Genomic DNA, 19,509 nt, shown 5'->3' with positions numbered 1-19,509 from the left:
CAGAAGGGCGCTGTAACACTCATCACGCTCAACCGGCCGCAGGCGCTGAACGCCCTGAACTCCACCGTTCTGGCAGAGCTGACGAAGGCTTTCGCCGCCTTCGAAGCGGACAAGTCGCAGGGCTGCGCCGTGCTCATCGGTTCGGGCGAGAAGGCGTTCGCGGCCGGTGCCGACATCAAGGAGATGCTGGATAAGGCAGGGGCTGAGTTCTACGCCGAGGATTTCTTCGCAGGCTGGACCAGCCAGATCGTGAAAGCGACGCGCAAGCCGTGGATTGCTGCGGTAAACGGCTTCGCGCTTGGCGGCGGCTGCGAACTGGCGATGATGGCCGACTTCATCATCGCATCCGAAACGGCAAAGTTCGGCCAGCCTGAAATCAAGCTGGGCGTCGCGCCCGGCATGGGCGGCTCGCAGCGCCTGACCCGCGCCGTGGGCAAGGCGAAGGCAATGGACATGTGCCTCACGGGACGCATGATGGATGCCGCAGAGGCGGAGCGTTCGGGCCTCGTCAGCCAGGTCGTCCCGGCCGACACGCTTCTCGACGTCGCCATGAAGTCCGCGCAGACGATCGCCGCCATGCCGCCGCTGGCAGCGATGATGAACAAGGAAATGGTCAACCTCGCCTTCGAGACGACGCTGGACACCGGCCTCGTGCTGGAGCGTCGCATGTTCCAGGTCCTGACCTCCACCGAGGACAAGGCCGAAGGCATGGCCGCGTTCGTGGAAAAACGACCGGGCGTCTGGAAGGGCCGCTAAGGGTACCGCGCCTTCTTCGGTGACGCGCCGCAGGGCGCTCACCGAGGAAGGCGCTACCGCCGCGGCAACGCGGGCGACACGGAAGAGCAAGCTATGAAGATCGCGTTCATCGGCCTTGGCAACATGGGTGGTGGCATGGCCGCTAACCTTGCTGGGGCGGGGCACCAGGTCCACGCCTTCGACCTTTCGGCAGACGCTCTGGCGAGGGCGAAGGACAAGGCCTGCGCGGTCTTCACCACCGTTTCCGAGGCGGTGGCCGGTGTCGATGCGGTGATCACGGAGCCATCTTCACGACCCTCTCAGCGGTCGCGCCAGCGAATCAGTTGCCCTTCGTGGCACGCCTTTCTTGTTCGAAGGGCGGGAGCTTCATTCCTTTGGTGCGGCTTGTGAGGTGATAGCGCCGGCAAAGCGGGCAGCGGTACGGCCGCAAGGGAAATGGCGCACGCGACGCGACGTCCAGAGCCGCTTCCTCCGTGGCGTAGCGGGCCTTGCGCTGACAAATGCCAGGGCGGGTACGCACGTCAGCGCAGCAAAGCCGGCCCGAGCAGGGTGAGCATCTTGACGTCGATGGCGTAGCCCTGCTCGCGCCACTGGGCTGTCGCCTCCTTTATGCCAGAAACCGGGATCCGATGGACCACAATATCCTCGCTTTCGATGCCGCCGCCATCGCCGACCTTCACCAGGTCATGGGCGCGAAACAGGGTGAAGCTCTCGCTCACCATCCCAGGTGACGAATAGAACTCACCCACCTTTTCCATCCGTCCGGCGCGGTATCCGGTTTCCTCTTCAAGCTCGCGGGAGGCCGCTACGGCCGCGTCTTCATCGGCGTGCTCTTCGTGGTCGCCCACCAGTCCGGCCGGCAGCTCGATGCAGCGCTTGCCAAGGGGAACGCGGAACTGGTCGACCAGGATAACGTGGTCGTCCGGATCGATCGCCAGAATGACGGCAGCATGTATCCCGCGGGACCGGCCGACGTACTCCCACCGGCCGCGGCGCTTGGCGGTGATGAAGCGCCCCTCCCACATCGTCTCGACGGGCTTGTCCGCATCATGATGATCGGCAAAGGTCATAGTTCGATCAGCCTGTCAGGAAGTTCGTTCACATCGCCGGTCTCACGGGGGACGTGGAGCGCAAGGATGGCACCGACCTTGCGGGTGCCGGCGATCATTGCCTCGGCCGTGCGCCCCGCCCGCAGTTCGGAGAGCATCGCGCCGATCGCATCGGCCCAGACGCCGGGCTCCACCTTGCGTGCAATTGCTTCGTCAGCAAGGATTTCGACACGGTGTTCCCGCATGGACAGGTAAATGAGGATGCCCGTCCGGCCGGTCGTGCGGCGTTCCGCGCCGAGGCGGAAGGCGCGCATGGCACGATCGTGGACGCGGGTGGTGCGAATGGCCGACGGGATCAGGAAGAACTTGAGCGGCTGCCAGAGCTGAAGCAGCATCATCGCGGCGAACTTGATGGTGACCACGCCCAGCGCGAGCGACAGGATCATACGCGGGGTCCACTCATGGCCCCAGTCGGCGATCAGGCTATCGTAGAGCCCCATATAGAAGCTGGGGAAGAGTGCCATTGTGCCAAGTGCGAGAAGCGCGACAAGTACGCCCCAGACCATTGCGACGTCGGTGTAGCCATCCGAACGGTCGGCGAGGACGGTGACGATCTCGCCGGAGCTGAGCCGTTCGCTCTCGGCTACGGCGGCACTGATGCGGGCGTGATCATCGTCCGTCAGGTAATTCGGTATCGTCATTCTACCAACTCCCGCTCGCGCCGCCGCCGCCGAAGCTGCCGCCCCCGCCGGAGAAGCCCCCTCCGCCCCAGCCACCGCCACCGCCCCAGCCGCCGTGATCGTCGTCACCGCCGCCGAAGCCGCCGGGGAACCAGATGATCGGCGTATTCAGGCCGCCATAGCGACCGCGCCGCCCGCCACGTCCCGTCGAGCGCAGAAGGGGAAGGATGAAGAAGAACAGGATGAACAGGATGAAGACGACGGTCCCGATCGAGACCTCGCCGTCGCCGCCTTCGCGTGCCGTGTCGGCCTGGGCAGCGACCTTGCGCGCTTCATCGGGAGGCAGCGTAAGTTGCCGGATGAGGGAATCGGTGCCGGCGACGATGCCGCCCGGCATGTCTCCGGCCTTGAAGCGCGGCAGGATGTCCTTGTTGATGATGAGGAAGGAAAGCCCGTCCGTCAGCGTGCCTTCCAGGCCATAGCCGACCTCGATGCGGACCTTGCGTTCGTTCGGGGCGACCAGAAGGATGGCACCGCTGTTGGTCTCCTTGTCGCCAATGCCCCAGGCCCGGCCAAGACGATAGCCGTAATCCGAGATCTCGTACCCGTCCAGCGAAGGGACCGTGGCGACGACGAGTTGCCGTCCGGCCTGCTTTTCGAGCGCCTCGAGCTTCTGCGTCAGGGCGCGCTCCTGGGGATCGGGGATGATGTTGGCGGCGTCAACGACGCGCCCCGTGAGCTTTGGAAACTGCTGCGCCCATGCGCCCGTCGCTCCCGAAAGGAGAGCCACGAGGACCAGCACTGCGACAACGCCGGCTGCCCGAATGCGGGCCACGGGGATTTACAGCTTCCCTTCGAGGCTCGGCGCCGCTTCGGCACCGGGGGTGACTGACTTGTAGGGTACGAGCACCTCGGCTCCGCGCAGGCGGGCGCCGATCATCGAGGGAAAGGTGCGAACCTCGGTGTTGTAGTCCTGAACGGCGCCGTTGTAGTCGCGAATGGCGACCCGAATGCGGTTTTCCTGCCCTTCAAGCTGGCTCTGCAGCATCTGGTAATTGGTGTTCGACTTGATCTCCGGATAGGCCTCGACGCTTGCGAGGAGCCGCCCGATGCTGGCGCCGAGGTTTGCCTGGGCCTGCTGGAACTGCTCCATCTTCTGCGGATCGTTGAGGTCTTCGCCGGTCACCTGGATGGAGGTTGCCTTGGCCCGGGCCTCGGTCACACCGACGAGGATCGACTTCTCCTGCTCGGCGGCACCCTTGGCGACCGCGGCAAGATTGGGCACGAGATTCGCGCGCTCTTGGAAGGCGGCTTCGACGTCCGCCCACTTGGCCTTTGCGGTTTCCTGCTTTGTCGGGACCGAATTGAAACCACAGGCCGAGAGCGAAAGGGCTGCGGCAAGGGCGATTGCGGTGCGACCCCGACGGGCGTTGATGAGCGGCATCGGCTTCAATCCTCCACTTCGCGCCGGCCTTACCGGCGTGTTCCTCGCGAAGTAGATAGCGTACCAGCGTTCGGGATCAAGGATGCTCGGCCTCTTGCCAGCCGAGCCAGAGTTTGAGAGCGGCCGGGTTGTGTGTCAGAACGCACGAAGCCACGTGACTATCGGAGAGTTGGCAAGATGCCCATCGTTGACGAATTCAGGAAGTTCATCGCGCGAGGGAACGTGCTCGATCTGGCCGTTGGTGTGATGATCGGGGCCGCCTTCGGCAAGATCGTGACCTCGCTGACGGAGAACATCATCATGCCGGTAATCGGCTGGGCGTTCGGAAGCATCGACTTCTCGAAGTACTTCATCCTGCTGGGAGACGTGCCGCCGGGCTACAAGGGCAGCGTCACAGACTACGCCGCCCTGAAGGGCGCTGGCGTAACGATGATCGGCTACGGCGAATTCATCACCCAGATCGTCAACTTCCTTATCATCGCCATGGTCCTGTTCCTGCTCGTCCGGTCGGTGAACAAGATGATCGATTCTGTGAAAAAGGATCAGGAAATGGCCGAGCAGGCTCCGGTGGCGCCGGTCGACCCGCAACTGAATACGCTGAAGGAAATCCTCGAGGAACTGCGGAAGGGAAAATCAGCCTGAGCCTTTCACTTCACATTCAGAACGAAGTGACTATATAGGGTCCTGCCGGCTTCGGTCGGCTATGACGATAAATTGCCCCGTGCAATAGACGCAGCGGACCCGGGGGCGGTACCCGGCGGCTCCACCATCACTCGTCTCCCGCAAGGGGGCATCCTGTGTTGTCGCAGGAGTGATGACGGGGCCGAACTAGGATCGACGTGTGTTGAAAAGCGGTGTTTTCGTCCGGGCTGAGTAACCCGTTCAAGGCTCAAAACTCATAAGTGCCAACGACAACGAAGCACTTGCTCTCGCAGCGTAATTCTAGGGGCTAACGCCCTGAAGTTACAAAGCCAGAACACGGTTGGACCCACCGGGTAACAGAAGCGGATTCCAGGGGCTGGGGGCGAGCCTGTCAACAGAATCGCCCTACTTCCTTTACCGTCTATGCGTGATGTGCATGTCTACCCGGTGCGATGGGTTCTTTCCGGCCGGAGAGGGCGGCGGCGGTGCCTGCCTCCGCCAAGCGTTCGCTTTTTCGCGTGAGAGCGGCCTTCTCGTACTTGAGACAATCGAGGATCTTGGCACCGGCCATGAAAACGGCGCCGGTACAGGCCAGAAACAGCAGCTTGCCGCCGATGCCCGGAAATTGAGTGAGGTATGCGCTACCTCGCTCGACCGCACCCAAAGCAAGCGCGTAGATGATCATGTACGCTTCCCAGTTGCTTTTGATGACAAAGAGTCGGCCGGCCTTTCGAAGCATCTTCACCCTTTCGGCATGGCTGGTGCGACAGTTAGCGCGTTAGCTAAAGCATACAGCAAAACGCGTGCCAATCCAGACTTTACGGGATCGCGCGTGGCTAACTGACTACGGTGTGTAAGCTTCTCCGACGCCTTGTGCGGGCGAAGGTGTCCCTCCCCGACGATATCTGAACCCGTTGCCAAGCTGTCGCGCTTCGGCCATAGGGTTATCTCCTTCCCCAGGACACATCGGTATCGTACGTGAGCCCGGCGCGAGATGCGTCCGGTTCAAACCAGCGTGAGGAAGGCAATGACGGATAGGGTTGATCGTTCGGGGCTCCAGGTCGATGCGGGCCTTGCGAGATTCGTGGAAGAGCAGGTGCTTCCGCCAATCGCGCAGGATGCTGGCGCGTTCTGGAAAGGCGTGGCCGGGCTGGTCGCGGCTTTCGCACCGCGCAACCGCGCTCTTCTGGACAGGCGCGATGCACTTCAGTCGCGGATCGACGCATGGCACGTCGGCCGGGCAGGCAAGCCGATCGATCATGCGGAATACGAATCCTTTCTTCGGGAGATCGGCTACCTTGTCCCGGAACCGGGTGCATTCACCATCGGCACGCAGAACGTGGATCCCGAAATCGCCACGATGGCTGGGCCGCAGCTCGTCGTGCCGGTTCTCAACGCCCGCTTCCTCCTGAACGCTGCGAACGCGCGCTGGGGAAGTCTTTACGACGCATGGTATGGCACAGACGCGCTGGATGCGGCTCCCGCGCAGGGGCCGGGCTACGACCCGGTGCGCGGCGCTGCGGTGATCGCTGCGGGCCGTGCCTTCCTGGATCGCGTGGTGCCGCTCAAGGCCGGTTCGTGGGCCAGCCTGAAGAATGGCGAGACGGTGGAGCTTGCTCATCCTGCGCAGGGGCTGGGTACGACGGAAAAGGGCCTGTTGTTCAGCAACAACGGCCTCCGGATCGAAGTGGTATTCGACCGCTCCACACCGGTCGGCAGCTCCGATGCGGCGGGAATCTCGGACATCGTGCTTGAGGCGGCGCTGACGACAATCGTGGACCTTGAGGATTCGGTGGCCGCAGTGGACGCGCAGGATAAAGTCGCCGCCTACGCCAATTGGCTCGGCCTTATCCGCGGCGACCTGACGGAAACCTTCGAGAAGGGCGGCAGCACCCTGAGGCGCGAACTGGCGGCCGACAGGACTTTGACATCCCCTGATGGAGAGACGACGAGACTGTCCGGGCGTTCGCTCCTGTTCGTGCGCAACGTCGGCCATCTCATGACGAACCCGGCGATCCTCCTCCCGGACGGGTCCGAGATACCGGAAGGCATCATGGACGCCGTGATCACCAGTGCCATCTCGGCGCAGGATGTCCGCGGCTTGACCCGTTATGGCAACAGCCGCGAGGGCAGCATCTACATCGTGAAGCCAAAGATGCACGGGCCGGAGGAGTGCGCCTTCACCAATGCGCTGTTCGACGCCGTCGAGGACCTGCTGCAGTTGCCGCGCAACACGCTGAAAGTCGGCGTCATGGACGAGGAACGCCGGACTTCGGCCAACCTTGCTGCCTGCATCCACGCGGTCAAGGATCGCATCGTCTTCATCAACACGGGCTTCCTGGATCGCACGGGCGACGAAATTCACACCTCGATGCGCGCCGGGCCGATGATCCGAAAGGGCGCGATCAAGGGCTCCACGTGGATCGCCGCCTATGAAAAGCGCAATGTGGCCATCGGGCTCAGGCACGGGCTTTCCGGAGTGGCGCAGATCGGGAAGGGCATGTGGGCCGCTCCCGACCGCATGCGGGAGATGATGGAGCAGAAGATCGGTCACCCCCGCACGGGTGCCAACACCGCCTGGGTGCCATCTCCGACGGCAGCCACGCTCCACGCCATGCATTACCACGAGGTTGACGTGTTCGGGCTGCGTCAGGGGATGAGTGCGGACGATGTTCCGGGCCTGGAGCAGTTGCTCGCCATTCCGCTGGCTGACGGCGTGAACTGGTCCGAGGAGGAGGTCCGCGAGGAGCTGGACAACAACGCACAGGGCCTGCTGGGCTATGTGGTGCGTTGGATCGATCAGGGCGTCGGCTGTTCGAAGGTTCCGGACATCGACGACGTGGGGCTGATGGAAGATCGCGCCACCCTGCGGATATCCAGCCAGCATATGGCGAACTGGCTCCTGCACGGAGTGTGTTCGCAGGAGCAGGTGATGGATTCGCTCAAGCGCATGGCTGCCAAGGTGGATCAGCAGAATGCCGCTGATCCGCTCTACGAACCCATGGCAGGCAACTGGGAGACCAGCCTGGCGTTCCGGGCGGCGTGCGACCTTGTCTTCAAAGGGGTGGAGCAGCCGAACGGATACACCGAACCGCTCCTTCATGCCTGGCGCCTGAAGAAGAAGGCGGCCTGATCGCACCGCACCGGCTCTCTTCCCGTCTGGCCTCCTTGTTCAACAGCGCGCCGTTGCTACATCGCCAGCGGCAAACAAGGAGGCCCGCGATGAAGATGCACGGCAATACCATCCTGGTTACCGGTGGCGGCTCGGGAATAGGCGAGGCTCTGGCGCAGCGTTTCCACGATGCAGGCAATACGGTCATCGTTGCGGGGCGGCGGAAAGAGGCGCTGGACGCGGCCTGCGAAGGTCGGGCCGACATGCACGCGCTGGTGCTGGACGTGGAGAGTGCAGAAGGTGTGCGCGCCTTCGTCGAAGAGGCTCTTGAGCGCTTCCCGGCGCTGAATGTCGTGGTAAACAACGCGGGCATCATGCATTATGAGCGCCTCGATCGTTCTCGTGACTTAGCGCTTGCGGAAGCCATCATCACGACCAATCTGGTCGGTCCGATCCGCCTGATCGATGGCTTCGTCGAGCATCTGGTGGCCAGGGGTGACGGGGTGATCGTCAACGTGAGTTCAGGCCTGGCGTTCGTGCCGCTGACGGGTACCGCCACCTACAGCGCCACCAAGGCCGCCATCCATAGCTACACTCAATCCTTGCGCGAGATGCTCCGGGGCCGGGTGGAAGTCATCGAACTTGCCCCGCCCGCTGTCCAGACCGATCTCACTCCGGGACAGAGCACGCGGGAAGGGTACCAGCCGCTGTCCGAATTCGCCGACGAGGTCATGGCGATCCTTGCGCAGGACCCCACGCCCGAGGAAATCCTGGTGGAGCGTGTGAAAGGCTTCCGCAACGCCGAAGCCGAGGGGACACACCGAGCAATCCTAGAGAACCTGAACCGCGTATCGCTCAAGATGTTCGACGAACTGGGCCTCTGAGCCGGCGGGCGGCAGGCGCGGGGGGGTGGGTGATCCGTTGGCTAGACGGCGCCTGCCGACGCCGCCGCCACTCCCGACTCCGTGCCGGCGCCCAGTACGTCTTTCCAGAAACGGACAAGATTGCGGGCGTTCACCGCCCATGAGAAGTGGCTGACGCACTCCGACACTTCCGCCTGCGTGGGGGGCGCGGCGAGGATATCGCTCACGGCTGTTGCGATCGCTTCGGCCGTGCGCTCCGTGATGCGGCCTGCGCTTTCGCTGTGAACGATCTCCCGCGCGCCGCCGATGTCGGTGATGACGATGGGCGTCCCGCAGGCCAGCCCCTCGATCCAGACGTTGGCCAGCCCTTCGCTGGAGGAGGGCAGCACCAGAACGTCCGCAGCGCAGAGAAGGTGCGGCAGCATCTCGTGGTCGACGAGGCCAAGGAACTGCACCCGGTTCGCCACGCCTAGCCGGCGGGCGAGCGCCTTCAGGCGGTCTTCATCTTTGCCGGTGCCCGCAATGGCGAGGCAGGCATCGGGCAGTCGGGTCAGCGCCTCGATGACCAACGCCTGGCCCTTGCGCGGGATCAGCGCGCCGGGGGTGACCAGCAGCGGTCCTTTCGACCAGATCTCCAGGTCCGGCATGGCTGACACAAGCGCGCGCGCCGCGCCGCGTTCGATGGGGTGGAACTTCTCGCGGTCCAGACCCGTGTAGTGGACGGCGATACGTTCTCCCGGCATGCCGAGCGCGATCATGTCCTCGCGAAGAGCCGCGCTGACGGCGAGCATCCCGGTCGACTGCGCGGCAGCGTCCAGCATCTGCCGCAGCGCGCGGTGCCGCTGGCCCCAGAAGTGAATGTCGGCGCCGCGCGACTTGATCGTGAGCGGCAGCGCCAGTTCCCGTGCGATGATCGCGGCAGCAGGGCCGTCGGGAAAGAAGAACTGCGCATCCACGAGATCGAAGGGCTGTTCGGCATGCAGGCGGCGCGCCAGCGGCAGCACGGCCCTGGCGATCCGCTCCGGATTGCTGTCGCCGCCCAGTTTGGGGTAGGTTGTGAAACGGGGATAATGAACCGCCAGCCCGGTCCTGTCGCTCATCTCCGGCACAGCCTTCAGGCGAACATAAGGCTCGCGCTGCGAAAGCGGCCAAGGCGGGATCCCAAGCGGGCTGACCATGGTCAGCTCGACTTCTCCACCGGCGACCACGGCCCGCATCTGATTGCCCACGAAGACGCCGAACGAAGGCATCACCGGGTTCGGGAACAGGGTGGAGATCGAAAGGACGTGCATCGCGGCTAGAGCTTGCGAACGAGCGTTTCGGCTACCGCCAGCCAGGCGGGTCGATCGACGCTGACGGGGCTTTTCCCGCTTGCGGGCGGGACGAGCACGATCGCGCCCGGACCGTTTTCCGTCAGCCGCCCAAAGGCGAAGCGGCCCGCGGGAAGAGGTACCAGGACATCGCGGTTGAGCAGGCTCGCCGCCGCTTCGGGCGCGTACTGGCGCATCCAGAGCTGATCGCCCGACCGGTACTCTCCCACGGTCGCTTCGACGGAGACCACGAGCCACGGGGCATCGGCCGACAGGGCATTCGGCAGCACGGCGTCCACCGGCTTGCGGAGGGCCTCGGCACCCTTCTGCCCGAGTGTCGCAACCAGCCGCGCAGGCTCCGCAGCTTCGGAGCGCAGCAACGTCTCAGGCTCGACCTGAAGAGCCGCGGCGATGCGGTTCATCCAAACCAGCGACAGGTTGCGCATCCCGGTTTCCAGCCGGCCGATGGTCTGCGCCGTCGTCGGCGGGTCACACGCCAGGGCCACGTCGGCCAGGGTCATGCCCTTCTGGCGACGGATGTCGCGGATGCGGTTGATCATGTCTGCCCCTGTAACCGATCTGGTTGGCGTGGGTATCGTACAGTCCTGAATTGGAGGCAAGGCCCGCCGCTGTCGGGTCAGCCTTCGACCAGTTCCGCAAGTTCCAGCCAGCGCTCCTCCGCCGCTTCCTTGTCGGATCGGGCCTTGGCTATGGCGTCGGACAAGGAAGCGAACTTCGCCGGATCGCGCGTGTACAGAGCCGGATCGGAGAGCGCGGCTTCGTCACGGATGATAGCGGCTTCCAGCTCCTCGATCTTCTTGGGCAGCAGCTCGTAGTCGCGCTGGTCCTTGTAGGAGAGCTTGGCCTTCCTGGGCGGCATGGGCGGGGGCGGGGCGGCTTCCGCCTTCGCCTTCTTCGCTGCGCCCACCGTCCGCTCGCGGCGCTTGGCTTCCCAGTCGGCATAGCCGCCCGCGATCACGTCGATATGGCCCGACCCGTCAAGGCCGAGGGTGATGTTTACCGTGCGGTCGAGGAAGTCACGGTCGTGGCTGACGATGAGAACGGTGCCGTCGTAATCGGCGATGACCTCCTGCAGAAGGTCGAGCGTCTCGAGATCGAGGTCGTTGGTAGGCTCGTCCAGCACCAACAGGTTGGAGGTGGTGGCGAATTCCCGCGCGAACAGGAGGCGCGAGCGCTCACCGCCGGACAGGGTGCCGACCTTGGCCTCGACAAGGCCGGGGTCGAACAGGAAGTCCTTGAGGTAGCCCTGGATGTGCTTGCGGACACCGCGAACGTCGATCCAGTCTCCGCCTTCGGCCAACACGTCGCGGATGCGCATTTCCGGAGCCATGCGGCTGCGCTGCTGGTCGATAACCGTCGCGTCGAGGGTGTTGGCGAGCGTGACGGTGCCCTCGTCCGGCTGGAGTTCGCCCATAAGGATCTTGAGCAGCGTCGTTTTGCCCGAGCCATTGGCGCCGACGACACCGATGCGGTCGCCACGCTGGACGCGCAGACTGAAGTTCTTGATGACGGTACGGTCGCCGAAGCGCTTCGTCACCTTGTCAGCCACGATGACCGACTTCGTCTTGCTGTCGTCGGCCACCACGGCCAGTTTGGCGGCGCCCTGCGGCCCGACCATGGCGGCACGCTGAGCGCGCATTTCCCAGAGCTTGGCCAATCGGCCCTGGTTGCGCTTGCGGCGGGCGGTCACGCCACGCTCAAGCCAGTGCGCCTCGATCTTGAGCTTCGCGTCGAGCTTCTGTGCCGCGCGCGCTTCTTCTGCGTAGACCTCTTCTTCCCACGCCTCATAGCCGCCGAAGCCGACATCCTTGCGGCGCAGCGATCCGCGGTCGAGCCAGAGAGTGGCGTTGGTCAGGCGGGTCAGGAACGTGCGGTCATGGCTGATGACCACGAAGGCGCCATTGTACCGCTGCAGCCACGATTCGAGCCAGTCGATCGCCGCGAGATCGAGGTGGTTGGTCGGCTCGTCGAGCAGGAGCAAGTCCGGCTCGGAGGCGAGGGCCCGGCACAGGGCTGCGCGGCGCCGTTCACCACCAGACGCGCTCTTCGCTTCGCGGGAGAGGTCGATGCCGAGCTGGTCGGCGATGGCTTCCACCTCATGGCGGGCGGGCGCGTCCTCGCCGTGAATGGCGAAATCGAGCAGCGTGTCGAAACCGGTGAAGAACGGATCCTGCTCCAGCGTCACCACACGGGTGCCGGGCTGCACGGACCGCTTGCCCTGATCTGCATCCACAAGGCCGGCGATCAGCTTGAGGAGCGTGGTCTTTCCCGCGCCATTGCGCCCGATCAGGGCCAGGCGGTCACGCGGGCCGATGTTGATGTCGAGCCCTTGAAAGAGCCAGCCGTTGCCCTGGATCAGGCCAAGGTTTTCCCAACTGAGAATAGGTGCAAGTGCCATGGGCGCGCCCTACAGGTACGGAAGGGGGAAGGGCAAGCCGCTTGGAAGGCGGCGTGCAGCCCGATGGCGAAGCTTTATACCCGCGTCGTGAAACATTCAGGACTTGTTCAACGCTGTAAGTTTAGGCACCGAAGTCGTGATGAAAACGCTTCCCGTTCTTCTCGCCGCGCTTGCAGCGCTTGGCCCGCTCGCCGCGATTGCTCCGGTACATGCCTCTGCGGGCGGAGAGCAGGGCGAATTGCGCCGCGATCGGCGCGCCGGCACGGTTCTCCCCCCGCGCGAGATTGAAAACCGGGTGCTGCCGCGCATGGCCGGAATGCAGTATCTCGGGCCGGAGTACGATCCGGCCGCAATGGCGTACCGGCTCAAGTTCATTCAGAACGGCAAGGTCTATTTCGTCGACGTCGACGCGCGCAGCGGGCGTATCATCGGACAGTCGCGCTGAGAACGCGAAGGGAACCGGCAGGGGTTCCGTTGCTTGACCACTGCAGCCTTTGCGCCCATCTCAACCCCGTTCATGTGAGGAGGACGGTAAATTGCGCATCCTGATCGTCGAGGATGAGCCCACCCTGGGCAACCAGCTCAAGACCACGCTGGAGCAGAACGGCTATGCGGTCGATCTCTCCGCCGATGGCGAGGACGGGCACTTCCTTGGCTCCACCGAGGATTATGACGCTGTCATCCTGGACCTTGGCCTGCCCGAGATTGACGGGCTGACCGTGTTGGGCATGTGGCGCCGCGAAGGGCGGACGTTCCCGGTACTGGTGTTGACCGCGCGGGACAGCTGGTCCGACAAGGTCGCCGGGCTTGACGCCGGCGCTGACGACTACCTCGCAAAGCCCTTCCAGACAGAGGAACTGATCGCCCGCCTGCGCGCGTTGATCCGCCGCGCTTCGGGCAACACCTCGAGCGAGCTGACCGCAGGCCCGGTCCGTCTCGACACGCGTTCGGGCCGCGTCACCCTTGACGGGGAGCCGGTCAAGTTGACGGCGCAGGAATATAAGTTGCTGTCCTACCTGATGCACCACAAGGGCAAGGTGGTCAGCCGTACCGAACTGATCGAGCATATCTACGATCAGGATTTCGACCGCGATTCGAATACAATCGAGGTCTTCGTCACGCGCATCCGCAAGAAGCTGGGTGCCGATGTCATCACGACGATCCGCGGCCTTGGCTACAGTCTCGACGACCCCGCAGAACCCGGCCGCGGCTGAGGCCGCTCCGAACGACACCGCCGCCGGGCGTCCCGCCAGCACGGGATCGCTCGCGCGGCGCATGATGCTGATTGCGGCGGGGTGGGTATCGTTCCTCCTGCTGGCGGGCGGACTTGCGCTGGACCACACCGTCACCGGCATCGTGACGCGCAACTTCGACGAGCAGCTGGGCTATATGCTGACCGGCATGATCGGCTCGGCGGAGATCGGGCCGGACGGGGAGGTGTTCTTCATCCGCCCTCTTGGCGACCAGCGCTTCCTGGAACCGAATTCCGGTCTCTACTGGCAGATACGCGCCAAGGGTCACGAGGATTTCCCGTCCCGCTCCCTGTGGGACCGCAGCCTCGAGGTGTCGGACGATCACTTCGACGCCGAAACTCACGTTTTCGACAGCTTCCAGTTCGAGGGCGAGCCGCTTCGGGTGATGGAGCGTTCGATCATCCTGCCCGGCAGCGAGACCCGGTGGATGTTCACCGTGGCTGCCAGTCGGCGGGACCTTGACGAGCAGATCAAGATGATCCGCTCAATTCTCGTGTACAGTTTCGTCGCGCTTGGCTTCGGGCTCATGCTGATGGCCGGGATGCAGACGTGGTACGGCCTCTTTCCGCTGCGCCACGTCCGCCGCGCAATCCAGAAGCTTCGCACCACCGGCGCCAGCCGGGTCAACGACCCTCTGCCGCGCGAGGTCGAGCCGCTGGTGGATGAGCTGAACGCTCTGCTCGCGCACACGGAACGGCAGGCGGAGGAGGCGCGGACGCATGCGGGCAATCTTGCCCACGCCCTCAAGACACCCCTGACGGTGGTTATGAACGCCGCAACGGCGCAGGCGCCCGACCTTGCCGACACGGTCATCCGCGAAGCGGCGGTGATGCGGCGGCAGGTGGATCACCACCTCGCGCGCGCGCGCGCCGTCGGGCGCCGGGCTGTCGGCCAGTCGCGCGCGGAGGTCTGGCCGAGCCTTGAGGCGGTGTTGCGGGCGGTGGAGCGGCTCTACGAACACACGCGCTTCGATCTTGACGGCAATCACGACGTCACCGTCGCTCTTGAAAAGCAGGATCTGGAAGAGCTGCTGGGTAACCTGATCGAGAACGCGGCCAAGTACGGAGGCGGCAGCGTCTTCGTCACGGTGGATGCGGGGAACGACGAGCGGTTCTGCGAGATCTGGTTCGAGGACGACGGCGTCGGTATTCCCGAGGCTGAACGCACACGCATCTTCGATCGCGGCGCACGCCTCGATACCGGCAAGCCTGGCACCGGGCTCGGGCTGGCGATCGTCCGGGACGTGGTGGAGATCTACGGCGGGACGGTCGAACTGGACGAGAGCGAGGATCTCGGAGGGCTTCTGGTGCGCCTGAAGCTGCCCCGGGTCGCGCGCTGATGCATTTCGGGGGTAACCGGCGCTGCATGGTTGCGGTGTCGGGACGGCGGGCTATCTGCGCCTAATAGCGAAACCAGGAGTAATCATGAGCAAGCCCATCAACGTTCCGCTGACGTCGGATGAGATCGAGATGCTGGTCGACGCGCTGGAAGTGGACCTCGAGGGTTACCTCGAATCCGCCAAGGAAGCGCGCGGCAACGGCAATCGCGACGATGTGACGACCTTCACCGAAGCGGCCACGCGCATCCAGACGCTGATGGCTCGCCTTCAGGACATGGTCGAGCAGTAAGATCTGGTCGGGGAGGGGCCGGGGTGGCCCCTTTCTGGCGGGGCTTCGGTGGCTGCCGGCAAACCGGGGCGATCAGGCCCCGGTCTTTGCCCGCTCGTGGTGGCGAATGACTTCGTCGATCACGAAGCGGATGAACTTCTCTCCGAAATCAGGGTCCAGGTGTGCGTCCTCCGCCAGTTTGCGCAGGCGTTCGATCTGCCGTTCCTCGCGGCCGGGATCGGAGGCGGGAAGGTTTGTCTTCGCCTTGTATTCCCCCACCGCTTTCGTAATCCGGAACCGTTCGGCCAGGATATGGATCAACGCCGCGTCGATGTTGTCGATGCTGGCGCGAAAACCCGCAAGAACCGGGTCGGCGGCAGTGTTCTGCGAAGGAGAGGGCTGGGTCATGACCGGGGCGCTAGCATGGCTGGGTACCATCTTCCAGTCGGGTTGGGGCACCGCTTGATGGCGTTTGCTCTTGCGTTGCGTTGCGCTTGCCCCCAAAGCGCAGGCCGATGAGTGCAGATGTCGTCCCCCTGCAAACGCGCAGGCAGCAGCCCTCCCTCGCTCCGATGCTGGCGCTTACCGCGCCGGGCATGAACAGCGTCAACGCCGTCATCCTGGACCGGATGCAAAGCGAGATCCCGTTGATCCCCGCTTTGGCCGGCCACCTGATCTCGGGCGGAGGCAAGCGCATGCGCCCGATGCTGATGGTCGCGGCTGCGGAGCTGTGCGGCTACCAGGGCACACGCCACCACAAGCTGGCCGCTGCTGTCGAATTTCTGCACACAGCGACCTTGCTGCACGATGACGTCGTTGACGGGTCCGACATGCGCCGCGGCAAGGCCGCCGCCAACATCGTCTTCGGCAACCCGGCAACCGTGCTCGTCGGCGATTTCCTGTTCACCCGTGCTTTCGAACTCATGGTGGAGGACGGGAGCCTCAAGGTGCTCAAGGTCTTTTCGAAGGCCAGCTCGATCATAGCCGAAGGCGAAGTGGACCAACTCACCGCCCAGCGCCGGATCGAAACGAGCGAGGAGCATTACCTCCAGATCATCGGGTCCAAAACCGCCGCGCTGTTTGCCGCTGCCACCCGCATCTCCGCCATCGTCGCTGAGAAGAGCGAGGCCGAAGAACTGGCGCTTGACGCCTACGGGCGCAACCTGGGTATCGCATTCCAGCTGGTCGATGACGCCATCGATTACGATTCTGAGGTGGGCGAATCCGGCAAGGACAAGGGCGACGATTTCCGCGAGGGCAAGATGACTCTGCCGGTCATTCTAGCCTATGCGCGCGGGACGGCCGAGGAGCGCAAGTTCTGGGAGGAAGCGATCGCGGGGTTCCGTACAGAGGACGAGGATCTCGCTCACGCCGTCGAACTCATCAACAGGCACGGCTGCGTCGAGGCGACGCGCGATCGGGCGCGCCTCTATGCGCAGCGGGCAATCGATTCCATCGCAGGCTTCCCGGCAGGTGAAGCGCGCTCTGCCATGGCCGAAGCCGTCGAATTCGCGGTTTCGCGCCGGTACTGACAGCGCCGCGGAAGCCTGAGGCCAAGCTCTGATTGCGGCCGGGGCGTGGCTGACTTATGGAGGCGTCCCATGCCATTCTTCGCCGCACGGGACGCCATCGGGTATCAGCCCGGATCGCCTCGCCAACGTCTTGTGTCCTCGCTGCTGTCGGCGGCGATTTTGGTGATCGCACTGCTGATCGCGATCTACCAGACGGCAGTGGCACCTCAGATCAGGAAGGCGCGCAACCCGGTCACCTTCAACATCGAAGGGGACGATGCGGACAGCGGCGCGAAGGCGCCTGACCGGGCGGCGAAGGCCAAGGCGGTCGAGCAGAAGCAGCCTCGGCAGAACGACATCCGCGAGGAAGCACCGCTCCCGCCCGTCGAGCGACCCGTGCCCCAGCCGGAAAAGCCGGCGTTCAGCTTCCTCAAGCTCTCTCGCGCGGAGATGGCCGCGTCCGATATCGGCGGCATGAAGCGCTCCGGCAGCGGTGACGCGCAGCTGGCGAAAGGCGGCGGCGGCTCGACGTACGGTCCGGGTGAAGGTCCGGGCGGCGCGGTGCTTCACAATGCGGACTGGTTCAGGGAGCCGACGAACGCCGAACTCGCTGGATACCTCCCCGCCAAGGCGCCTCAACGGGGTTGGGGGGCTATCGCCTGCCAGACGATAGAGCGCAATCGCGTGGAGAACTGCCAGATACTGGGCGAATCCCCTCGGGGGTCCGGGTTTGGCCGTGCCGTGCTCGATGCCGCGTGGCAGTTTCGCGTGATCCCGCCACGTGTCAACGGCAGGCCACAGGTCGGAGAGTGGGTGCGCATCCGGATCGATTACGGCGCGGCGCGGGACACCTAGACGGAGGCGGCCCCTCCGCTCCTGACCAGTCGCCGGGGCGACGGGGCGGGCTGGGCGATGCGGTCCAGCACGTCATCCAGCGGCATGGGCCGCGCGATGAAGTAACCCTGCGCCATCGTGAAGCCGGCGACGCGGGCACTCACAAGCTGGTTTTCGGTCTCGATGCCCTCGATCACGCAGTCGAGCGAAAGCGCCCGCGCGAGGTGGCGGATTGCCGTGTTGAGCTTGCGCCCCTCGGCTTCGTCCAGACGCGCGGCGAAGCTGCGATCTATCTTCACGATATCCAGCGGAAGCTGGTGCAGCGCCGAAAGGCTCGAGTAACCTGTGCCGAAATCGTCGAGCGCGATCCGCATTCCGGTACCGCGAAGGCGCTCGACCGCGAGACTGGCGGCCTTGAACTCGGAAATGAGGGAAGACTCGGTTATTTCGATGAGGACGCGCTGCGGGTCGCATCCGGCAATGTCGATGCGGTGCAGCAGGGCGTCGATGGTGGCCTGGTTGCAGATGTCGTGGCCGGCAAGGTTGAACGAGAGCCGGAGCGGTGCCGGCAGACGGCCGAGAGCCTCCAAAGCCTTCTCGAACAGCATGACCGTCACTTCCCGGGCACGGCCGACGCGCTCGGCAGAGGCGATCAGCAACTCGGGAGTCACCGCGCCCAGTGTCGGCGAATGCCAGCGAGCCAGGCTCTCCACGCCGATCATTTCGAGGTTCTGGGTTTCGACGATCGGCTGGAAGACGAGGGACAGTTCCTGTTTGAGGTCCGCACCCTGCAACGCCGCATCGAGCGCCTGTTCGGTTTTTACCAGCCTCTCCAGTTCCTGCGAGAAGAGGACGCACTGCCCGCGCTTGTGATTCTTCGCATGATAGAGGGCGAAGTCCGCCCGGTCGAACAGCAGGTTGGCGGTGGTGCCGATAGCGGGATAGACGGCGAGGCCCGCCGAACACCCCACTGCCACCACTGTGTCCCCGACGCTCGCCGGTTCACAGATCGCCCGGCACAACTCGGTCGCGATGCGCGAGGTCGCCTCCGCTCCGCCGATTGTGATCAGGCCAAACTCGTCGCCGCCGAGCCGCGCGATGATCGTGTCGGAGGAACTGGCCGCCTGCATGCGCGCGCCGAGCACCTGGAGGAGCCGGTCCCCATGGGCATGCCCGTGAGTGTCATTGATGGGCTTGAAGCGGTCGAGGTCGATAAGACCAACGCCAAATTCGGTCGCGGGTCCGGCGCTTTCGAGAAGGCGCTCGAGGGTCGCAAAGAAGAACCGGCGATTGGGCATGCCCGTCAGGGCGTCGGTCTGGGCGAGGCGGGCGTTCTCTTCGCCCAAAGCCTGGGCCTGGCGGCGTTCGGCTTGAAGCGCGCGCTGCGAGGCTTCGAGGTTTACGAACGACCCGTACGAATCGCGCAGAACCTTAAGGATGCCAATCGCGACCAAGGTTATGTTGATCGCGATGGCTATCAGCACCTCTCCGCCGATTACGACGGCATAGATGAAGAACGTGCCCAGGGTCGTGACGCAGACGGCAACGGCGGCGCGCGGCAGGAAGGACAGGCAGAAGACGCACCCCATCAGCGTTGCCGTCACGAACACGGCGACATGACCGTGCTGGTAAGGCCCGCCGAACCGATCGAGCCCCAAGGCCCAGGCCACGAACGTGATGCCGAGCACCACGGCCAGGGCGTGCGTGCGGCGAAGGCGATGGCGGGCGACCGCAGGGTCGAAGTCAGCGTCGTTCAGTGGCCGGATCCAGGCCACCATGCGCATGAGGCAAACGCAGATGAGCACCGCAGGTACCACATAGACCAGCCACGCCGGCGCAAGGTTCCTGTGTGTAAAGGCCAGTATAGCGGCGTTGACGCAGAGCAGGCCGTAAAGTGGCGGAATGTGTTCCTTGAGGCGCAGATACTGCGCGACACTCAACGGGTGTTGGCCAGTAGCGGGCATAGTTACGATCTGCTTCTTGCGGAGGCCCACGGCCCTTCTTTACACGGGTGTGCCGATCAAGAGTT

Annotated in this window: 20 protein-coding genes, 1 other RNA gene and 1 pseudogene; 12 read left to right on the top strand and 10 right to left on the bottom strand. The window is 64.5% G+C overall.

Annotated elements, in window-relative coordinates; translation table 11 throughout:
- Positions 1-756, top strand: a 756-nt coding sequence (locus tag QOL62_RS15445) for an enoyl-CoA hydratase-related protein (protein ID WP_283406916.1), incomplete at its 5' end; no start/stop codon positions are given.
- 93 nt (positions 757-849) lie between these two features.
- Positions 850-1,035: pseudogene (locus QOL62_RS15440) on the top strand (NAD(P)-binding domain-containing protein); the annotation flags it as partial.
- 242 nt (positions 1,036-1,277) lie between these two features.
- Here the strand turns inward: QOL62_RS15440 and QOL62_RS15430 are convergent.
- From QOL62_RS15430 to QOL62_RS15415, 4 genes are read right to left on the bottom strand one after another with little or no spacing between them, the layout of a single operon-like run.
- Complete coding sequence (locus QOL62_RS15430) at positions 1,278-1,826, bottom strand: NUDIX hydrolase (RefSeq protein WP_283406915.1); 549 nt, start codon at positions 1,824-1,826, stop codon at positions 1,278-1,280.
- The gene (locus QOL62_RS15425) at positions 1,823-2,506 is read right to left on the bottom strand and encodes a TPM domain-containing protein (RefSeq protein WP_283406914.1); all 684 of its coding nucleotides are present in this window, start codon (positions 2,504-2,506) and stop codon (positions 1,823-1,825) included. The genes QOL62_RS15430 and QOL62_RS15425 overlap by 4 nt, the downstream gene beginning before the upstream one ends.
- Position 2,507: 1 nt before the next feature.
- A complete protein-coding gene (locus QOL62_RS15420) occupies positions 2,508-3,320 on the bottom strand; it encodes a TPM domain-containing protein (protein WP_283406913.1) in 813 nt (270 codons plus the stop codon).
- Between the two features lie 6 nt (positions 3,321-3,326).
- Positions 3,327-3,929, bottom strand: coding sequence for a LemA family protein (locus QOL62_RS15415; protein WP_283406912.1), 603 nt, complete (start codon positions 3,927-3,929; stop codon positions 3,327-3,329).
- A 177-nt stretch (positions 3,930-4,106) separates the two neighbouring features.
- On the opposite strand from QOL62_RS15415, the gene mscL reads away from it, so the two are divergent.
- On the top strand, positions 4,107-4,571 hold the full coding sequence (gene mscL / locus QOL62_RS15410) for a large conductance mechanosensitive channel protein MscL (protein ID WP_199183867.1): 465 nt from the start codon (positions 4,107-4,109) through the stop codon (positions 4,569-4,571).
- 5 nt (positions 4,572-4,576) lie between these two features.
- Positions 4,577-4,942: a transfer-messenger RNA gene (ssrA, locus tag QOL62_RS15405) on the top strand.
- Between the two features lie 50 nt (positions 4,943-4,992).
- Here the strand turns inward: ssrA and QOL62_RS15400 are convergent.
- The gene (locus QOL62_RS15400; protein ID WP_283406911.1) at positions 4,993-5,310 is read right to left on the bottom strand and encodes a hypothetical protein; all 318 of its coding nucleotides are present in this window, start codon (positions 5,308-5,310) and stop codon (positions 4,993-4,995) included.
- A 288-nt stretch (positions 5,311-5,598) separates the two neighbouring features.
- Here QOL62_RS15400 and QOL62_RS15395 point away from each other — a divergent pair, with 288 nt between their 5' ends.
- The gene (locus tag QOL62_RS15395) at positions 5,599-7,704 is read left to right on the top strand and encodes a malate synthase G (protein ID WP_283406910.1); all 2,106 of its coding nucleotides are present in this window, start codon (positions 5,599-5,601) and stop codon (positions 7,702-7,704) included.
- Between the two features lie 89 nt (positions 7,705-7,793).
- The gene (locus QOL62_RS15390) at positions 7,794-8,567 is read left to right on the top strand and encodes an SDR family oxidoreductase (protein ID WP_283406909.1); all 774 of its coding nucleotides are present in this window, start codon (positions 7,794-7,796) and stop codon (positions 8,565-8,567) included.
- A gap of 41 nt (positions 8,568-8,608) precedes the next feature.
- Here the strand turns inward: QOL62_RS15390 and QOL62_RS15385 are convergent, their stop codons facing one another.
- The 3 genes from QOL62_RS15385 to QOL62_RS15375 all read right to left on the bottom strand — a co-directional run bounded on the left by QOL62_RS15385 (position 8,609) and on the right by QOL62_RS15375 (position 12,275).
- The gene (locus QOL62_RS15385) at positions 8,609-9,838 is read right to left on the bottom strand and encodes a glycosyltransferase (RefSeq protein ID WP_283406908.1); all 1,230 of its coding nucleotides are present in this window, start codon (positions 9,836-9,838) and stop codon (positions 8,609-8,611) included.
- 5 nt (positions 9,839-9,843) lie between these two features.
- Complete coding sequence (locus tag QOL62_RS15380) at positions 9,844-10,416, bottom strand: helix-turn-helix domain-containing protein (RefSeq protein WP_283406907.1); 573 nt, start codon at positions 10,414-10,416, stop codon at positions 9,844-9,846.
- A 77-nt stretch (positions 10,417-10,493) separates the two neighbouring features.
- Complete coding sequence (locus tag QOL62_RS15375; RefSeq protein ID WP_283406906.1) at positions 10,494-12,275, bottom strand: ABC-F family ATP-binding cassette domain-containing protein; 1,782 nt, start codon at positions 12,273-12,275, stop codon at positions 10,494-10,496.
- A 139-nt stretch (positions 12,276-12,414) separates the two neighbouring features.
- Here QOL62_RS15375 and QOL62_RS15370 point away from each other — a divergent pair, with 139 nt between their 5' ends.
- The 4 genes from QOL62_RS15370 (at position 12,415) to QOL62_RS15355 (ending at position 15,156) form a co-directional block, all read left to right on the top strand.
- The gene (locus QOL62_RS15370; RefSeq protein ID WP_283406905.1) at positions 12,415-12,720 is read left to right on the top strand and encodes a PepSY domain-containing protein; all 306 of its coding nucleotides are present in this window, start codon (positions 12,415-12,417) and stop codon (positions 12,718-12,720) included.
- A gap of 91 nt (positions 12,721-12,811) precedes the next feature.
- Complete coding sequence (locus tag QOL62_RS15365) at positions 12,812-13,489, top strand: response regulator transcription factor (RefSeq protein WP_103730362.1); 678 nt, start codon at positions 12,812-12,814, stop codon at positions 13,487-13,489.
- A 61-nt stretch (positions 13,490-13,550) separates the two neighbouring features.
- Positions 13,551-14,867 carry a sensor histidine kinase gene (locus tag QOL62_RS15360; RefSeq protein ID WP_103730390.1) on the top strand — a complete coding sequence of 439 codons (1,317 nt, stop codon included), beginning with the start codon at positions 13,551-13,553 and terminating at the stop codon, positions 14,865-14,867.
- An 85-nt stretch (positions 14,868-14,952) separates the two neighbouring features.
- Entirely contained in the window at positions 14,953-15,156 is a 204-nt protein-coding gene (locus tag QOL62_RS15355) for a hypothetical protein (RefSeq protein WP_103730361.1), read from the top strand.
- A gap of 72 nt (positions 15,157-15,228) precedes the next feature.
- Here the strand turns inward: QOL62_RS15355 and QOL62_RS15350 are convergent, their stop codons facing one another.
- Positions 15,229-15,543: a chorismate mutase gene (locus QOL62_RS15350; protein WP_103730360.1), complete on the bottom strand. Its 315-nt coding sequence runs from the start codon at positions 15,541-15,543 to the stop codon at positions 15,229-15,231.
- A gap of 107 nt (positions 15,544-15,650) precedes the next feature.
- Here QOL62_RS15350 and QOL62_RS15345 point away from each other — a divergent pair, with 107 nt between their 5' ends.
- Together QOL62_RS15345 and QOL62_RS15340 are read left to right on the top strand one after the other, a co-directional pair.
- Positions 15,651-16,667 (top strand): polyprenyl synthetase family protein, encoded by a 1,017-nt coding sequence (locus tag QOL62_RS15345; protein WP_103730359.1) that lies wholly within the window; start codon positions 15,651-15,653, stop codon positions 16,665-16,667.
- 69 nt (positions 16,668-16,736) lie between these two features.
- Positions 16,737-17,501, top strand: coding sequence for an energy transducer TonB (locus QOL62_RS15340; protein WP_283406904.1), 765 nt, complete (start codon positions 16,737-16,739; stop codon positions 17,499-17,501).
- On the opposite strand, the gene QOL62_RS15335 is transcribed toward QOL62_RS15340, so the two are convergent.
- Complete coding sequence (locus tag QOL62_RS15335; protein ID WP_283406903.1) at positions 17,498-19,420, bottom strand: putative bifunctional diguanylate cyclase/phosphodiesterase; 1,923 nt, start codon at positions 19,418-19,420, stop codon at positions 17,498-17,500. The genes QOL62_RS15340 and QOL62_RS15335 overlap by 4 nt on opposite strands.
- Positions 19,421-19,509: the final 89 nt, after the last annotated feature.

It is taken from the genome of Novosphingobium panipatense, from assembly GCF_900182875.1.
GTDB lineage: Bacteria > Pseudomonadota > Alphaproteobacteria > Sphingomonadales > Sphingomonadaceae > Novosphingobium > Novosphingobium panipatense.
The sequence above is the reverse complement of the archived record's forward strand: the minus strand, read 5'-3'. Positions and strand labels throughout refer to the sequence as shown.

What these genes read in the sequence shown, in the direction of transcription:
- QOL62_RS15430 (WP_283406915.1), bottom strand. Translation starts at nt 1,826, where the DNA reads ATGACCTTTGCCGATCATCATGATGCGGACAAGCCCGTCGAGACGATG.
- QOL62_RS15425 (WP_283406914.1), bottom strand. Translation starts at nt 2,506, where the DNA reads ATGACGATACCGAATTACCTGACGGACGATGATCACGCCCGCATCAGT.
- QOL62_RS15415 (WP_283406912.1), bottom strand. Translation starts at nt 3,929, where the DNA reads ATGCCGCTCATCAACGCCCGTCGGGGTCGCACCGCAATCGCCCTTGCC.
- mscL (WP_199183867.1), top strand. Translation starts at nt 4,107, where the DNA reads ATGCCCATCGTTGACGAATTCAGGAAGTTCATCGCGCGAGGGAACGTG.
- QOL62_RS15400 (WP_283406911.1), bottom strand. Translation starts at nt 5,310, where the DNA reads ATGCTTCGAAAGGCCGGCCGACTCTTTGTCATCAAAAGCAACTGGGAA.
- QOL62_RS15395 (WP_283406910.1), top strand. Translation starts at nt 5,599, where the DNA reads ATGACGGATAGGGTTGATCGTTCGGGGCTCCAGGTCGATGCGGGCCTT.
- QOL62_RS15390 (WP_283406909.1), top strand. Translation starts at nt 7,794, where the DNA reads ATGAAGATGCACGGCAATACCATCCTGGTTACCGGTGGCGGCTCGGGA.
- QOL62_RS15385 (WP_283406908.1), bottom strand. Translation starts at nt 9,838, where the DNA reads ATGCACGTCCTTTCGATCTCCACCCTGTTCCCGAACCCGGTGATGCCT.
- QOL62_RS15380 (WP_283406907.1), bottom strand. Translation starts at nt 10,416, where the DNA reads ATGATCAACCGCATCCGCGACATCCGTCGCCAGAAGGGCATGACCCTG.
- QOL62_RS15375 (WP_283406906.1), bottom strand. Translation starts at nt 12,275, where the DNA reads ATGGCACTTGCACCTATTCTCAGTTGGGAAAACCTTGGCCTGATCCAG.
- QOL62_RS15370 (WP_283406905.1), top strand. Translation starts at nt 12,415, where the DNA reads ATGAAAACGCTTCCCGTTCTTCTCGCCGCGCTTGCAGCGCTTGGCCCG.
- QOL62_RS15360 (WP_103730390.1), top strand. Translation starts at nt 13,551, where the DNA reads ATGATGCTGATTGCGGCGGGGTGGGTATCGTTCCTCCTGCTGGCGGGC.
- QOL62_RS15355 (WP_103730361.1), top strand. Translation starts at nt 14,953, where the DNA reads ATGAGCAAGCCCATCAACGTTCCGCTGACGTCGGATGAGATCGAGATG.
- QOL62_RS15350 (WP_103730360.1), bottom strand. Translation starts at nt 15,543, where the DNA reads ATGACCCAGCCCTCTCCTTCGCAGAACACTGCCGCCGACCCGGTTCTT.
- QOL62_RS15345 (WP_103730359.1), top strand. Translation starts at nt 15,651, where the DNA reads ATGAGTGCAGATGTCGTCCCCCTGCAAACGCGCAGGCAGCAGCCCTCC.
- QOL62_RS15340 (WP_283406904.1), top strand. Translation starts at nt 16,737, where the DNA reads ATGCCATTCTTCGCCGCACGGGACGCCATCGGGTATCAGCCCGGATCG.